General features: G+C 66.1%; 12 protein-coding genes. 2 read left to right on the forward strand and 10 right to left on the reverse strand.

The genetic code is table 11. From position 1 onward, the window contains the following. Positions 1 to 3: 3 nt before the first annotated feature. The gene (locus tag U1701_RS04380) at positions 4 to 2,214 is read right to left on the reverse strand and encodes a penicillin acylase family protein (protein WP_332781293.1); all 2,211 of its coding nucleotides are present in this window, start codon (positions 2,212 to 2,214) and stop codon (positions 4 to 6) included. A gap of 34 nt (positions 2,215 to 2,248) precedes the next feature. On the opposite strand from U1701_RS04380, the gene U1701_RS04385 reads away from it, so the two are divergent. After that, entirely contained in the window at positions 2,249 to 3,532 is a 1,284-nt protein-coding gene (locus U1701_RS04385; protein ID WP_332781294.1) for a metal-dependent hydrolase family protein, read from the forward strand. Positions 3,533 to 3,598: 66 nt separating this feature from the next. Here U1701_RS04385 and U1701_RS04390 read toward each other — a convergent pair whose 3' ends face one another. Further along, the gene (locus tag U1701_RS04390) at positions 3,599 to 6,142 is read right to left on the reverse strand and encodes a TonB-dependent receptor (RefSeq protein ID WP_332781295.1); all 2,544 of its coding nucleotides are present in this window, start codon (positions 6,140 to 6,142) and stop codon (positions 3,599 to 3,601) included. 966 nt (positions 6,143 to 7,108) lie between these two features. On the opposite strand from U1701_RS04390, the gene U1701_RS04395 reads away from it, so the two are divergent. Then, entirely contained in the window at positions 7,109 to 8,368 is a 1,260-nt protein-coding gene (locus U1701_RS04395) for a glycosyltransferase (RefSeq protein ID WP_332781296.1), read from the forward strand. Here U1701_RS04395 and U1701_RS04400 read toward each other — a convergent pair. The 8 genes from U1701_RS04400 to rfbC all read right to left on the reverse strand — a co-directional run bounded on the left by U1701_RS04400 (position 8,365) and on the right by rfbC (position 16,380). Beyond that, positions 8,365 to 9,207 (reverse strand): class I SAM-dependent methyltransferase, encoded by an 843-nt coding sequence (locus U1701_RS04400; protein ID WP_332781297.1) that lies wholly within the window; start codon positions 9,205 to 9,207, stop codon positions 8,365 to 8,367. The genes U1701_RS04395 and U1701_RS04400 overlap by 4 nt on opposite strands. Continuing rightward, positions 9,204 to 9,608: a GtrA family protein gene (locus tag U1701_RS04405; protein ID WP_332781298.1), complete on the reverse strand. Its 405-nt coding sequence runs from the start codon at positions 9,606 to 9,608 to the stop codon at positions 9,204 to 9,206. The genes U1701_RS04400 and U1701_RS04405 overlap by 4 nt, the downstream gene beginning before the upstream one ends. 8 nt (positions 9,609 to 9,616) lie before the next feature. Continuing rightward, entirely contained in the window at positions 9,617 to 10,873 is a 1,257-nt protein-coding gene (locus U1701_RS04410) for a glycosyltransferase family 2 protein (protein WP_332781299.1), read from the reverse strand. An 80-nt stretch (positions 10,874 to 10,953) separates the two neighbouring features. After that, on the reverse strand, positions 10,954 to 12,699 hold the full coding sequence (locus U1701_RS04415) for a hypothetical protein (RefSeq protein ID WP_332781300.1): 1,746 nt from the start codon (positions 12,697 to 12,699) through the stop codon (positions 10,954 to 10,956). A 297-nt stretch (positions 12,700 to 12,996) separates the two neighbouring features. After that, entirely contained in the window at positions 12,997 to 13,860 is an 864-nt protein-coding gene (rfbA, locus tag U1701_RS04420; protein WP_332781301.1) for a glucose-1-phosphate thymidylyltransferase RfbA, read from the reverse strand. After that, entirely contained in the window at positions 13,857 to 14,744 is an 888-nt protein-coding gene (gene rfbD, locus U1701_RS04425; RefSeq protein WP_332781302.1) for a dTDP-4-dehydrorhamnose reductase, read from the reverse strand. The genes rfbA and rfbD overlap by 4 nt, the downstream gene beginning before the upstream one ends. After that, a complete protein-coding gene (rfbB, locus tag U1701_RS04430; RefSeq protein WP_332781303.1) occupies positions 14,741 to 15,796 on the reverse strand; it encodes a dTDP-glucose 4,6-dehydratase in 1,056 nt (351 codons plus the stop codon). Before rfbB ends, rfbD begins: the two co-directional genes overlap by 4 nt. An 11-nt stretch (positions 15,797 to 15,807) precedes the next feature. Beyond that, positions 15,808 to 16,380 (reverse strand): dTDP-4-dehydrorhamnose 3,5-epimerase, encoded by a 573-nt coding sequence (rfbC, locus tag U1701_RS04435; protein WP_332781304.1) that lies wholly within the window; start codon positions 16,378 to 16,380, stop codon positions 15,808 to 15,810. Positions 16,381 to 16,420: the final 40 nt, after the last annotated feature.

Consider the following 16,420-nt stretch of genomic DNA (forward strand, 5'->3'; position numbering starts at 1 on the left):
ACATTACATCCCGGGAGCGTAAGGTCGCTGCGCATGGGCTTTCAGATCGTCGGGGTAAAAATAGACCGGGCGTAGCCGGCCTTGCGCGTAGCGGGACATCTGGTCGGCGAAATGTGGTGACCGGACATCGCCGCTCTGGCCGCCGGCCATGATCGCCATTGCCTTTACCCGCGGGCCGAACTCGACCACCGCGACGAAGCTGTTGCCGCTGGTGCCATAATATCGCTTCGTCCCCGGCCACGGCTTGGCGCCGAACGACGCGAGGCTGCCCCATTGGGCGGAGGTGAACGGTACCGGGACCGACGCGCGGGCGTCGTCGAAATGCGGCGCGATCGCGTCGTCCAGTCGCTGGAAGCGGTTGACCTCTTTCCACGGCGTCCGCCAATCGCCGAAGTCCTGCGTCAGCCGGGCAACGGCGGCGGTGAGCGCGGCGAGCTTCGCGTCCGGGCCGACGCGGGTGGCGATATAGTCCGGCACGTTCAGCCGTTCGGCCTGGGCAAAGCTGCCGACCTCGCGCCACAACTGATCGCCCCAAAATACCGCGAGGCTGGTCGCGGTGGAGTCATAGGCCCAGCGATGGTCCCAGCCCTTGAGCAACGCGATCGGTGCCGCGAGCGACCGGTGCCGTGGATCGGCGGCGGGAAGCGCGCTCCACGCCTCGACCAGTCCGGGCAGCAACTGCGCGAAGGCGGGAAGGTAGGGATCGAACGCGGCGGCGCGCAGCGTGTCGGGCGTCCAGCCGGTCTTGCCCGTCAGCAACAGATCCGCATGCACGCCGCGCGCGTTGCCGCCGACCTGATCCATGTAGCGCGGATAGTCCGCCGCCTTGGGGCTGTCGGGTCCGGCTGCGCTCCACGGCCAGTCATTGGTGTTGTGCGCCCATCCGACGCGCGGGTTGAGCACGCTCGGCAAGCTTGCGAGCGTGTGGAGGCCCTTCCAGTCGGTCGCCGGGTCGCTGCCGTCGACCGGACGGGTATAGTCGAAGCGGTCGTCGCGAACCGGCATGAACTGCGGCATCAGAAACGCGATCGCGCCCTTGCTGTCGGCGAACAGCGTGTCGTTCGAAGAATTGGCCTTCAGCGATGCGACCTTCATATAGCCCGCGAGATCGGTCGCCTTGGTTCGCAGATAGCTTTGCTCGAGTGCGGGTACCGGTCGCCACATCAGCGCGGTGGCGATCCATTTCCCGCCCTTGCTGGCGACGATCGGACCGTGATGCGTGCGATAGGTGGTGAAGCGACGCTCGGTCATCGTACCGTCGGGCTGGCGAACGCGGAGCATGAGGGTGCGCGCCACCACCGGCCGGCTGGCTCCGCCAATTCCCTTACCCCCGTACCGATAGGCATAGCCGTCGCCACGCCGCGTGATCCGCTCGGCGAACTCGTCGACGTTGTCGACCGTGGCCGAGGTGTGCATCCACCCGGCGTTCGCGTTGAAGCCCTGGTAGATGAAGAACTGGCCCCATGTGCTCGCGCCGTAGGCGTTCAGGCCTTCGTCGCTGGTCATCTGCGCTTCGGAGCGGAAATAGAAGCTGGTGTGCGGATTGATGAGCAGCAAGGCATGGCCGTTCGCGGTCAGTCGCGGGGCGATGGCGATACCGTTGGATCCGGACGGCTCGCGCGGGATCATGCCGAGCTCTTCCGGGGTCGGCGGAGTCGGCTGACCGTAGAAAGTCTTCAGGTCGCTCAGCGAAATCCGTTCGATATCGCCGCCGATGCTCCCTTCGGTGAAGCTGAGCGCCATCCACGGCTCGAAGCGGCTCAACACTTTGGGCTTCGTCTGGGAATGCGTCGCCAGATAATAGTTCAGCCCATCCGCCCAGGCCTGCATCAACGTGCGCAGCCAGGGTGGGCTCGCGGCATAGTCCGCCTTCAGCGCGACGGGGTCGACGAACAACCGCTGGCGGAGGTCCGCCCACACCGCATCCTCGCCATCCGCTTCGGCGGTACGGCCGAGCGCGGTCAGGTAATTCGCCTCGATCCGCGGAAAATCGTCTTCCGCCTGCGCATAGATCATCCCGAACACCGCATCGGCATCGGATCGGCCTTTGATATGCGGAATGCCCCAGTCGTCGCGCGTGATCGCAACCCGCCTCGCCTGGGCCTGCCACCGCGCGAGATCGGTCGGGCCACTGCGTGCGACGGCGCCGAGCGGCGTCGACAGCAGGGCCAACAGGATCACCGGATTGCGCGCGCGCCGAAGGACCGTATTCATGCGCGCAGCGTAAAGCGGCAATAGGGGAAAGACCATGCGTTGGCTGGCGATCGTGGCGGCGATGGTGATGATGGGTCCGTCCGGGGGCGCGACAGGGGCGGCGCCAGCGGCGGAACCCGTTTCGGTCCTGCTGAAGCCTGCCGGGGTCTTCGACGGCGTCGATCCGGCGGTCCATGCCGGCTGGCAGGTGCTGGTCACCGGCGACAGGATCGTCGCGGTCGGGCCCGATCTGTCGGTTCCCGTGGGTACGCGCGTGATCGAACTCGCGGGCGATACGCTGATGCCCGGGATGATCGAGGGGCACGGCCACCTGTTCCTGCATCCCTATGACGAGACGAGCTGGGACGATCAGGTGCTGCACGAGCCGCTGGCGTTGCGCACCGCGCGGGCGGTGGCGAACGCCAAGGCGACTCTGCTCGCGGGGTTCACCAGCGAACGCGATTTGGGCACTGAAGGCGCCGGCTACGCCGATGTCGGGCTGAAGGCGGCGATCGACCAGAATATCGTGCCGGGGCCCCGCCTGTCGGTAGCGACCCGCGCGATCGTCGCGCTCGGCGCGTACGGCCCAAAGGGGTTCGAGCCCGGCGTCGTGATCCCCCAGGGCGCCGAGGAGGTTTCCGGCGTCGATCAGATCGTCGCGGCGGTGCGGCGCCAGATTGCAGCGGGCGCCGACTGGATCAAACTCTATGCGGATTATCGCTGGCGGGCGGGCGAGGACAGCCGAGCGACGCTGAGCCTTGACGAGATGACGGCGGCGGTCGCAGCTGCGCATGATGCGGGCCGGCCGGTCGCGGTTCACGCCGCGACGCCCGAGGGAATGCGGCGTGCGATCGCCGCGGGAGTCGATACGATCGAGCATGGCTATGGCGGCACCGCGGCAATCTTCGCGAGCATGGCCAAGGCGGGGATCACGTTGTGCCCGACGCTCGCCGCGTCGGACGCGACGGCGCGGTATCGTGGCTGGAACGGCAGCGAGCCTGCACCGCCCGCGGTAGACCTTAGCCGCAAGAGCGTCCGCCTGGCGATCAAGATGGGCGTGCCGATCTGCATGGGCGGCGATGTCGGGGTGTTCGCGCATGGCAGCAACGCGCGTGAAATGGAATTGCTGGCCGCCGCAGGCTTGAATCCGGCGCAAGTGTTGATCGCGGCGACCTCCGGCAACGCGCACTGGCTAAGGATGTCCGACAGGCTGGGCGCGGTAAAGCCCGGGCTGCTGGCCGATCTGGTTGCGGTGGCGGGTGATCCGACGGTCGACATCACCGACGTCCGCCGGATTCGCTTGGTCATGAAAGGCGGGACGATCGTGGAGGATCGCTAGAGGCTGCGTATCACCGGTGCCAACCGATCCCGATAGGCGGGACCGGTTGGCAAGCATCTCATCGGGTCAATATGCGGCCGACAGGGTGAGGAACCACTGGCGCGGAGCGATCGGATAGGCCGAATAGCTGTTCGTTGCCGACCCGATCGACACCGTCGATACGCCCTTCTTGTCGGTCAAGTTCGTCACGTTGAGCGCGAGTTCTACCTTCCGCAGCGGCAGCACGTCGTCGGGCACGCGGGCGGCAACGCGCAGCGAGGTCAGGAAATAGGACCGTACGCTCGCATCGTTGGTAAAGGTCGCGAAGCGACGACCGACATAATCGCCGATCAACTGCGTGTCGAACGGGCCGACGGTGAGAGTCGCCACGGTCTTGTTCATCCATTTCGGCGTGCCGGGCAGTTGCTTGCCGCAGGTCGGCACCACGCCGTTGGTGACGAGGAAGCCGCCGATGCAGCTATCGGTCGCGCCGCCGATCCCGGTCGCCGCCGAGGTGTAGTCGCTTTGGTATTTGGACAGGTTGTACGACGTCGCATTGTAGAGCGAGAAGGTTCGACCGAAGCGTAGCGTGAAGGCTGCATCGACGCCGTCCGTCTTCACGTCGCCGACATTGACCAGGATCGACGTGCCGCCGGTGATACCGCTGCCGGCGATACCGCCCGGGTTGGTCGAGATGGCCAGAAGCCGATCGTTGAACACGACGTGATAGTAGTTGATCTGCGCGTCGAGCCCGATGTCGCCGTCGAAGGTACGGCGCGTGCGCAGGCCGGCTTCGTAGGTCCAGCTGCTCTCGGGCTTGCCCTCGTCGGCAAAGGCATCGAACGCAGCCTGGCTGCCGGTGAACCACGGCCCCCCACCGCCCGCGAGATAGGCCTGATACTGACGCAGGTTCTTCTGAACGTTGAAGTACAGCTGTTCGTGATCGTTGAGCTCGTAGCTTGCTCCGACCGCCGGCAGGAACCAGCGCAAGGTGTTGATCCTCCCCTCGGGCAGGCCGCCCGACAGCCCCGACAACGATCCCGCCTTCGGTTGGACGGGAAACCACCCGTTGGCCCACTGCGCGCTGGTCTTGAAGCCGGCGTTGACGAGCAGCGGCTCTGACACCTGCCAGCTATCCTGGATGTGCAGTTGCAACTGGTTGATCCGTGCCTCGCCCTGATACTGCGTGAACAAGGGTTGGGCGGCCTCGAGCGGGCGGATATAGGGCGTGCTCGAACCGGGATTGTTGACGTCCACGCCGTACCAGCGGCGCCACTGTGTCGTGCTGTTATGCTCGAACCAGCCGCCGAGTTCGACCTTGTGATTGCCGAGGTCGAGAGTGAGCGCGGAGATGACGCCGCCGCGATCGATGCGGTATTCCGTCGTGCGGGTGATCAGGCCGGATCCGCCGGTCGCGGCGACCAGCGCGGCGCCGGCCGCTGCGGCCTGGGCACTCGTGAGCGCGGTACAGGCTGCCGGGCGCACGCCGTTGTTGTTGCCGGTGAAGCGGCAATTGGCCGGCAGCGTCGCATAGGCCGGATCCAGATAAGGCTGCGCCGTGGTGATCGACTGGCCGAGCGGGCCGGCGACGACGCCGGCGCCATCGTTGTGATGGAAATAGCCGGTCGTCGACCAGGTAATCTTGTCCGACAGACGCGCGTCGTAGCGGGCATAGCCGAGATAGTCGGTGCGCTGCGCATCCGAATAATAGTTGCGGTAGTTGCTGCCCGCGGATGCGGGAGAGTTGCCGAGCGCGCTCAAGTAGGCGGTCCGGTAGCCGGTGAAATCGGGATAGAAGAACGGCTTGGTGTAGGGCGTGTAGAGCTGGACCGCGGTCGCGGTGCCGCCGGCCGAGGGCTTGAAGAAGACGGTCGCATCCTCGTTCGGCTGGGTCATGTCGTTGTAGTCGGCATAGAGTGTCAGCTTGCCCGCGCTGTCGTCGTGCACGAACTTGGCATTGGCCTGCCAACCGCCCTGGATGCCATCGAAATCCCACGCGCGGGCGCGCTGCCGGGCGGCCGAGACATAGCCCGAATTGTTGCCGCCGAAGGTGCCGCTATCGACGCGGACGTAGCTGCGCGATGTGCCATAGCTGCCGACCGTCTGCGCGGCCTGGACACCGAGCTTGTCGAGCGGATTCGACGAGAAGGTCTCGACCGTCCCGCCCAGATTGCTGTTGGACGCGGTGGCGAGATCGCCGGCACCGGTGGAGACGACCACGCGCCCGACATTTTCCGAGATCACCGCACGCTGCGGCGACAGGCCGTTGTAGTTGCCGTAGCTCTGGTCGCCCAGCGGTATGCCGTCCATCGTGTAGCCAAGCTGGTTGGCGGCAAAGCCGTGGATGAAAATCTGCGCGTTCTGCTCGTTGTAGCCCCACGGGTCTGCCGTGATGTAAAGCACGCCTGGCAGGGTCTGGATCGCCTTGAGCGGCGAGACACCCGGCAGGATCTTTTGAATCTCGCTCTGCGCGATGGCCGTCGAGGACCGCGTCGATTTCGCCGTGACGACGATCATGGGGGCGTCGCCCAAAGATGCCTCGCCGGTCTCGTTCGCCGTCTGGGCGGAAGCGGCGTCGGCGCACAGAAGCCCTGCGGCCAGAGCGAAAAGGCTAGTAGCAGATCGGATCATGACGTTCCCCCAAGCGCGGCCGTTCTTGCGGTCCCGCGAGGCGCGATGTGCCTTCCGATCGTGCCAATTTTGCGAAGCTTCGGTTGCAAAGACATGACAGCCAACGGCGATGCCGCACCGATAGGCCGGCTCAGTCTCGGCAGCGGCACCCGTTTGGACGCGTTCGCCAGCCGGCCGGCGACAAGGTCAGAGGCCGCCTCGAAACGCGAAGGTAAAGCGATACGGAAACTGCCTGTTGCCCCGCTTCCCGACCTTCCGAGCCGGCGTTGCGTCGATCAGCGTCAGACTGCCGTCCGCGACGTTTTCGGGTACGCCAAGCGTAAGATCGATCCGCTTCGACCATCCACCGCCTAGGACAAGCGTGCGCACGATGAGGCGACCGGCCCAAATGCACTGCGCGTCGCTTGGACATCGGCTGTCTTCAATCACCCTCTCTGCACGTACACGCGGTCCGTTGACCGAAGCGGTCTGCCCCAACCGTACCGGTCCCTCGACCGGGCTGACTGAGGCGCAGCTAGCGACCAACGCTGAAAGGCAAGCTAGGCAAGCAGATCGCGCCGTCGCCGCCGCATGGGTCTGCATCGTCGTACCCCTGTCAAACCTCTATCTGCGCTACAGTAACAGGGCGAACCTGAACCGTTCTCGTCACGCTTGGTGGCGCTCAGGAGCGGAGGAAAGAACGTCCGTCCTCGGAAATGCGCTCTAGCGACTGAGCGCCTGGAAGTCCTCGACGTGGCGACGTGAGTGCGAACAGGATCAACGCGGTGTTCGCGCCTCGCGCCGAAACCGCGTCGACGATACGGTGCGAGAGCGACCGCGCAGCACCGTCGTCGCGGATCCGCGCGGATGTGGGATTGATGGTTGCGACCGGGGGTAAAAGCTGTGCTTTATGTCGGTCATTGGGTCGCACGAGCTGCTCATCGGCCGGGCATTCGGTCGCATATCGGCTGGAAAAAGGGCTTCGGCTTGAGCAACACCCCGCAGCGGATGGCGATGATCGGTGGCGTGCCGGCAATTGGTTCCGAGCGCAAAGATGGCCACGGGGCCGCCTCCGCCGACGGGCGGACGGCACAGCGGTTCTGTATCATGTATGACTGCCTCTATCCGTGGACGATCGGCGGGGCGGAGCGCTGGTACCGCAATCTCGCGCTGGCGCTGGCGCGGGCGGGCCATGACGTCACCTATCTGACCCTGACCCAATGGGCCCCCGGGAACGAACCGGAACTGGCCGGCGTGCGCGTGGTGGCGGTCGGGCCTCGCCTGCCGCTCTACAGCAACGGCAAAAGGCGGGTCTGGCCGCCGATACGGTTCGGGATCGGTGTGTTTTTCCATCTGCTGCGACATGGGCGATGCTACGACCGGGTCCACACCGCATCGTTCCCGTTCTTCTCGCTGCTGGCGGCCGCGCTGGTGCGACCATTTGCCCGGTTCACGATCGCGGTCGACTGGTTCGAGGTTTGGAGCCGGCCCTACTGGGCGGAGTATCTGGGGCCGCTCGGTGCGGTCGGCTGGTGGGTACAGGCGCTGTGCGCGAAGGTGCCGCAAACCGCGTACAGCTTCAGCACGGTGCACCAATCACGGCTTCAGGCGATCGGCTTCAAGGGCCAGTCCGCGTTGCTTCCCGGTCTCTACGCGAGCGACGCGCATCACGACCTGCTCGAGAGTTCGACGCCCCCGACCGTCGTCTATGCGGGACGGTTCATCCCAGAAAAGCGGCTGTCGCTGCTGATCGACGCGCTGGCGATCGCGATGCACGAGCGTCCCGCGCTTCGGGCCACGCTGTTCGGCCAGGGTCCCGATCACGCCGCCGTGTCCGCAAAGATCACGCAGCTGGGGCTCGGCGACCGCATCGCGCTGCCCGGGTTCGTCGACGAGCCCGTCATGGAAAAGGCGATGGCTGGCGCAATCGCGATCGTTCAGCCCTCGGCACGCGAGGGCTATGGAATGGTCGTCGTCGAGGCGGCGGCGCGCGGCGTTCCGGTCGTCGTCGTCCCCGGACCCGACAATGCCGCGGTCGAGCTGGTCCAGTCCGGCGAGAACGGCTTCGTCGCGGCAGACGCGACGCCGGCCGCGCTTGCCGAGGCGATCCTCGCCTGCGACCGGGCAGGCGCGGTGCTGCGAACGTCGACGCGCGAATGGTATGCGCGCAACCGGACCCGGCTCTCGATCGAGACGTCGATCGAGAGCGTGCTGTCCGACGCGGCCGGACAGCGAACGCCGTCCTAGCGTCGACCGGTGACGAGCAAGCAGGATTGGCGGTTCGTGACGGAATGCTCGGCCATGTTCATCTTGACGACGTTGGCGACGGCAGAGGCGATCGGGCGCGGGATCCGCATCGTGTTCTGGAGCTGCCGGACCTTCAATTTACGCTGAAGCTCGATCGGTCGATCCTTGCCACCGGCCAGTGTGTGGAGCAGCCCACCCGTCATGTTCGACAGCGTTTCCCATCGCCGCGTCTCGGGATAGTCGAGATAGCCGTCGGTGGTCTCTACCGTAAGCCCGTGGCGGCCGCACATCTCGTGCCAGTCCGATGCCGACAGATAATGGAAATGCGCCAGCCGCCGATCGAGCTTCTCGAGATAGCGGCTGCGCGCCTGGCCCTTGAGGTCGACCGACAGATTGTCGCGGAATTCTGCCGACGGGACCGTGAAGAAGAACCGCCCGCCCGGCCGGAGCACGCGGCCCACCTCGGCGATCACGCCGTTGAGATCGGGAATGTGTTCGAGGACCGAGTTGGAAACGACATAGTCAATGTTGGCGTCGGGCTCGGGGATTGCCTGCGCGGGGGCGGTGTGGATGCGGCGATAAAAGGAATAGGCCGCGGCCGCCTCGGTTTCGAGCGGGTCGATGTCGATCCCGATCAGGTCGGGACGTTCGCCGATTTCCTGGAACAGGATATCGGTCAGGATTCCGTCGCCGCAGCCAAGGTCGAGCCCGATGCCATCCGTGTGGCCGCGCATCGCCCGCGCCAGGACGGCAATCTCGATCGAACGGAAGAAGGCGGTCGCCGGCTGGGCCGGATAACGCGCGACGAAGTCCGTGAGCAGGCCGGTGGGAATGGTCATGAGCGTCCTCGGTGGAAGGTGGCGAGCGGTCTGCCGTGCTGTCGTGCGATCGACCAGCGCGCCGCGAAGAAGTTGAAGCAGAACAGCACGATCGTGACGATCGGGGCGACGGCCACCATCGGCAGCCGCACCCAATCGTGCAGCAGCAGCACGAGCAGCGCCGACGCGGGCAGGTTCAGCAACGCAACCGCGGCGTATCGCACGAAGCCCGCGCTTTCGGCGACGGTGGCAAAGGTCCACCGCGTGTGCAGGATATAGGCCAGCGGAATCATCACGATCGCGGAAACCAGTACGCAGCCGAGCGCGCCCAGGCCCGCCGAATCCAGGCCGATCAGCAGGGCGTTGTTCACCAGCGCGCAGCAGCCCGACACGCCGACGTAGCGCAGCTCGCGTCTGGGCAAAATTGGCATTACGCCGCGTCGACGAGCGGCAGGGCGGCCAGCGGCGGGGCGGGCATGAACTTGGCCTCATGCCCGGCGATGATTGCCAGCAGGAATCCGCCGAGCACGTTCTGCGCGCCGACCGCGCCCAACAGTGCCGCGAGCACTAGCGGCAGCGTGTTGGGCAACGCCGCAAAGCCGCTGCTCCGCCAATAGGAGCCGATCCCCAACAGGCCGATCAGCGACAGCAGAATCATCGCCGCCCCGGCGGCCAGCATCGTTTCGAGCGTCAGCGCACGCGCGTGACGCGTCAGCACGCGTCCCAGCCGGCGATACCCCTGCCGGACACTCGACAAATGCGTCGCGAGCGCCAGGATCGCTGCCAGATGCCCGGTCGTGAACAGGAACCCTGCGGCGATGGTCCAGCTGGTGCCGAACGGGGTTTCGCCGTGCAACGCGCCCAGCAGATGCGCGAGCGCCACGAGCAGCACGCAGGCGGCGATCCCCATCGCGGCGACCCCCGGGACCGCGAACAGCCAGGTCGGGCTCAGCATGAACAGATACCGCAGATGCCGCCAACCGTCGCGCCACGGGCGCAGATGCGGCGGGCGATCGCGCAGATCGGCGAGCAGCTTGGCCGGTGCCTGGGTGATCGTCAGCTGCTTGAGCGCAGCCTTGATCACCATTTCGCTGGCGAATTCCATGCCGGTGCCGGTCAGGCCGAGACCGAGGAAGGCGTCCTTTCGGATCGCGCGCAGGCCACAATGGGCATCGTCGATCCGCGCGCGGAACAGGATGTTGAGGATGCCGGTCAACACCGGGTTGCCGATATGGCGGTTCTTCCACGGCATCGCGCCCGGCGCGATCCCGCCCTTGAAGCGGGAGCCCATGCACAGTTCGGCGCCGTCGTGCAGCGACCGGATCATGGCGATGCCGTCGGTGAAATCGTAGCTGCCGTCGGCATCGCCCATCAGCACATAGCGACCGAACGCAGCATTCGCCCCGCCGATCAGCGCCGCGCCATACCCGCGCTGCGGCACCGCGACCACCCGCGCACCGAGCGACGCGGCCAGCGCCTGGCTGCCGTCGGTCGACCCGTTGTCGGCAATGACGATCTCTCCGCAAAGGCCGAGCTGGGTCTGGATCGCCGCCAGCGCGTCTTGGGCATTGGCAATGCAGTGCGGCAGGCAGTCGAACTCGTTGAGGCACGGCATGACGATCGTCACGTCGATCGATCGACCGGCTTTGATCGCTAAGCGGAAATCGGCAATCCGTTCGTTGCGCATTGAAACCTCCGCTGTGACCGATCGAACCTACCGCGCTGGCGCTAAGACTTGGTTAACGATGATCGGCGCGGCCGCGCGGGTCACCCCGGCTGCGCGCTCGCCCATGCGGCAGGGCGAACCACCCGGCAGCCGATCGCCTCCAGCGTGCGGCGGTGATCCGGTAGGTCGGCGGGGGGATCGCCGGGTATGCCAGCGATCGCGGCCTCGCGGCGTGCGAACAGCGCGATCGGATAGCGCGCGCACAGCGCGCGCAGCTGTGCGGTGCCGAGCTGACCGAGGTCCAGGGTCAGCGGCCGGTTGTGAAGATCGGGCGCGTTGCGCACCAGATCCTGCGCGGTCATCGATCCGGCCGGGTCGACGAGCACGATCGGTGTCGCCGCGCCCTGGATCATGGCATGCGCGGTTCGATAGGGGCGCACCAGCCGATAGGCCGCGGTGACGTCGAGCGGCAGCAGGACGAACAGCGTGAACCCGGTCGCCATCAGCATGGCGGTGCGCAGCCGAGCCGCGTCGGCCGCCTTTGCCACGGCCTGCCAGCCATAGACCGCCAGCAGGCACAAATTGCCGAGCAGTCCGTGCTGGTAGCGATAGCCCCAGCCATTGCCCTGATCGGCCATCAGCACCAGCGCGACCGCGAGGGTCAGCACGATTCCGCCGGCGAGCGGACGGGCGATCCCGTCGCCACGCCGCACCGCAGGCCAGGCCAGCAGCGCCAGAGGAATGATCAGGATATGCTGCCATGCGATCAGCCTGAGTAGGTTGAGCAGCATGAGGATGATGCTGCCCAGGTCGAACTGGCTGGCCAGCGTCATGACGACCTGGCCGAGCCGCACGACGCCGCTCGCCGCAGCGCCACCACCGTCATCGACGATGCCGTTGAGCGCATAGGCGACATGCCAATAGCTGATCCAGAACAGGCCGATCGCTGCGTAACCGACGCCGTATGCGGCGGCGCGCGCCCAGCGTTTGGTGATCAGCAACTCGATCACGAACGGCAGCACGAACAGGGGGTGGAAGACAAGCTGATGCAGCCCGGTGGCCAGAAACCCGACCGCCAGGCCGCCCGCTACGCCGCGCCGGTCATCGCGGAGGAAGCACCACAGCCACACCATGTTGAGCGCGAGATGCGCGGTCATCGCAAAGGGCGTCATCGCGGTGACGAGGAATTGGGGGGAGGTTGCGAGGAGCACCAGCGCGAGCAGCGGCGCCAGTGTCGGCGCGGCCGGCGCCTGCGGCCACAGACGGCGTGCGACCCGGTACAACGCGAACGCCGCGAGCGCTGCCAGCAACGGGCTGGCATAGGTCCGGCCGACCGTCCGGTCGGCAAGCGCGCGCAGCAGCGCGTTGCCGGGGAGATAGTCCGACATCCAGGCCACGTTCCCCGGCACCTCGTGGCGGAACAGCGGGATGAGCGCATCGGTATAGCCGATCCAGCCCGGCGCCGCGCGTACCATCAACCGGCCGGTGCGCAGGATATCGGCATCGAACTCCGCCATGACTTCGTCGCGGGAAAAGGCGTAGTTGCCGAACACCAGCCAGGCGCCGAGCGCGCACAGCACGACGATCAGGGCGATGATCAGCCCGGGAACGAACCGGTGGGGTACGACCGGAGGGGGTATGATGCGACCGCGCCCCAGCGTTACCGCGATCCCGACCAGCATGGCCGCGATCAGCACCAAGCTCGTCAGATCCTGGCTCCGGAAGAGATAGAGCGGCGTGCCGTTGCCGGGAAACCCCAGCCGCAAAAACGCCGTCACGATGACGATATAGACGGCGTACCGCATCAGGACCGGCGGCAACGCGGGATCGGACCGTGGCTCGGGCATCGGGGCTCCTGAATGCGCAGGGAAGTGGCTCGGCTGCTGCCGGTATGCCGGTCGTAGAAGAGAGAGGTAAAAAAGCTACGCGGGCGCGAAGGGCTCTCCGCAGCCGTCGGCGGCTCCGATCCTATCCGGGCAATGTGTAGACCGGACCGCAGCTTTAACGATACGCCGTTGATCGACCCCGTCTGATCCCGCCGCCACGCATCTTCGCGATCAGGGTTGTCGCTATGACGACGGTTTTGACGCGCCCGTCCTCGATGGGCGCACTAGGGCCGCCGTCGGCGCGCGTCTCCCCGGTCGTTACGCGATCGCTGCAAGAATCGCGCGGCCATAGGCGGTCTTGCTGAACATCTGTCCGCGCGCTTCGGCCTGATCACGCGTGATGAAGCCATTTTCGTACGCGATTTCTTCCAGACAGGCGACCTGGATGCCCTGGCGATGCTGGATCGTGCGGACGAATTCGCTCGCTTCAAGCAGGCTGTCGTGCGTGCCGGTGTCCAGCCATGCATAGCCGCGACCCATTTGCTCGACGTACAGGTCGCCCGCCTCCATGTAGAGGCGGTTGAGATCGGTTATCTCGAGCTCGCCGCGCGCCGACGGTTGCAGGTTGGCGGCATAGTCCACGACCTTGTTGTCGTAGAAATACAGCCCGGTCACCGCGCAGTTCGATTTTGGCGATGCGGGTTTCTCTTCCAGGCTCAGCGCCTTGCCGTCCTTGCCCAGTTCGACGACGCCGTAGCGCTCGGGATCATCGACACGGTAGCTGAACACGGTCGCCCCCTCGGTCCGGGCCACCGCGCTGGCGAGCAGGTTGGTCAGATGCGCGCCGAAGAAGATGTTGTCGCCAAGGATCAGCGCGACATTGTCGCTGCCGATGAAATCGCGGCCGATCGTGAACGCCTGGGCCAGCCCGTCGGGGCTCGGCTGCTCGGCATAGGATACCGTCAGGCCGAACGCGCTGCCGTCCCCGAACAAGCGTTCGTAATTGCCGATGAATTCGGGCGATGAGATGATCAGGATATCGCGGATGCCGGCGAGCATCAGCACCGACAGCGGATAATAGATCATCGGCTTGTCGTAGACGGGCAGCAGCTGCTTGTTCACCGCGAGCGTCGCTGGATGAAGCCGGGTACCGGATCCGCCGGCCAGAATGATGCCCTTCACTGTGGTGTTCCGATCAGTTCGTCGAGGATGTTAGCGAGCCCGGTCTGCCATGCCGCCGGGCGAATGCCATAGTCGCGGATGATCGCGGCGTGGCTCAACAGCGAATTGGCGGGACGCGTGGCAGGGGTCGGATAGTCGCTGGTCGGAATCCCGACCACCGCCGCGCTCGGGCCGCCGCGCGCCGCGCTCTGCGCGAAGATCTCGCGGGCGAAACCGGCCCAGGTCACCGCGCCTGCGTTGCTGAAATGATAGGTTCCGGTCGGCGCGGCGGGATCGTCTGCCAGGCGTACCGCAATGGTGGCCAGCGCCGCCGCGAGATCGGCCGCCGCGGTCGGGCTGCCGCGCTGGTCGTCGACCACGCGCAGCGGCGAGGTGGTCGCACCGACGCGCAGCATCGTCTTGACGAAGTTGCTGCCATGCGCGCTGACGACCCACGCGGTCCGCACGATCACGTGGCGCGCGCCGCTGGTCCGCACCGCGAGCTCGCCGCCGAGCTTCGATGCGCCGTAGACGCCGAGCGGGGCGACCGGGTCGTCAACCTCCCACGCGCCATCGCGCGCGCCGTCGAACACATAGTCGGTCGAGACCTGGACGATCGGAATGCTGGCCTTGGCGCAGGCGGTGGCAAACGCGGCCGGCGCCAGCGCGTTCACCGCCCAGGCGGTGACGCTGTCGGTCTCGGCCTTGTCGACCGCGGTATAGGCGCCGGCGGAGATGATGGCGTCCCACGGCTGCGATTCGACCATTGCGGTGATCGCCGCGGGATCGCGCAGGTCGAGCGCGTCGATGTCGATCGCGGTCACCGTCCAGCCGTCGGGCCAGTGATGGCGACGCAATTCGGTGCCGAGCTGTCCGTTGCCGCCGGTGACCAGGACGCGTTTCATGCGGCAAGCCCGCGACGCTGGTCGGCCTGATGCCGGTCGACGATCGCGCGCCACCACGATTCGTTCCCGAGATACCAGGTGACGGTCTTCTCGATGCCGCTTTCGAACGTTTCGGCCGGGGCCCAGCCGAGTTCGTCGTGGATGCGCCCGGCGTCGATCGCGTAGCGCTTGTCGTGGCCCGGACGGTCGGCGACATAGCCGATCTGGGTCGCATAGGATGCGCCGTCGGCGCGCGGCCGCAACCGATCGAGGATCGTGCAGATCGTCTCGACGACCTCCAGGTTGCGCTTTTCGTTGTGGCCGCCGACATTGTAGGTGCGCCCCACCTTGCCGGTCTCGAACACCGCCTGCAGCGCGCGGACGTGATCCTCGACGTACAGCCAGTCGCGGATCTGATCGCCCTTGCCGTAGATCGGCAGCGTTTCGCCAGCGAGCGCCTTGACGATCACCAGCGGGATCAGCTTCTCGGGGAAGTGGTACGGCCCGTAATTGTTCGAGCAGTTGGTGATCAGAACCGGCAGGCCATAGGTATGGCCCCAGGCACTGACCAGATGATCGGACCCGGCCTTCGACGCCGAATAGGGCGAGCGCGGATCATAGGGCGTCTCTTCGGTAAACAGGCCGTCGTCGCCCAGCGAGCCGTAAACTTCATCGGTCGAGATGTGATGGAACCGGAAGCGCGCCTTGGCGTCGTCGTCGAGCCCGAGCCAATAGGCGCGCGCTTCGGACAGCATCGTGAAGGTGCCGACGATGTTGGTATGGACGAAGGCGCCGGGGCCGTCGATCGACCGATCGACATGGCTTTCCGCGGCGAGATGCGTGATCACGTCGGGCCTGAATTCCGCAATCGCGGCGCGGACCGCCTGCGCGTCGCAGATGTCGCCGTGCACGAAACGGTATCGATCGCTGTCCGCGACGCTCTCGACGGTCGACAGCGTTCCGGCATAGGTGAGCGCATCGAAGTTCAGAACGTCGTGCGCGGTGTTCTCGATCAGGTGACGGACCAATGCCGAGCCGATGAAGCCGGCGCCGCCGGTGACGAAGATCCGCATGAGAGTGGCCCCTATTCCAGGTCGAGAAGTGGCCGGCCGTCATAGACGAACGGCGAGTTGAATGCCGACAGTGCCGGCAATGCAGCATCCTTGGCCGACAGTTCGGGTTTCGTACCCGCCGGCAGCGGCCAGTCGATCCCGATCGTCGCATCGTCCCACCGTACGCCGCCGTCGCAATCGGGCGCGTAGAGATCGGAGCATTTGTACGACACCTCGCAGTCCGGCTCGAGCGTGACGAACGCGTGCGCGAACCCCACCGGCACGAACAGCTGGTGCCCGTTGTCGGCGGACAGTTCGGTGCCGACCCATTTGCCATAGGTCGGGGATTCGGCCCGAAGATCGACCGCGACGTCGAAGATGCGGCCGCGAATGCACCGGACCAGCTTGTCCTGTCCGTGCGGCGGGGTCTGAAAGTGCAGGCCGCGCAGCGTGAACGCCGGGACCGACAGCGAATGATTGTCCTGGACGAACCGACAATCGATGCCGATCGCGGCAAAGGTCTCGACGTTGTACACTTCAGTAAACCAGCCACGCGCATCGCCGTGGCGACGTGGACGGATCAGTTTCACGGGGCTGTCGATCATGGCGGATATTGATAGACAAAGCCCGGTCGACGGGCAACTG

This window comes from Sphingomonas rhamnosi, assembly GCF_036663615.1.
Lineage (GTDB): Bacteria > Pseudomonadota > Alphaproteobacteria > Sphingomonadales > Sphingomonadaceae > Sphingomonas.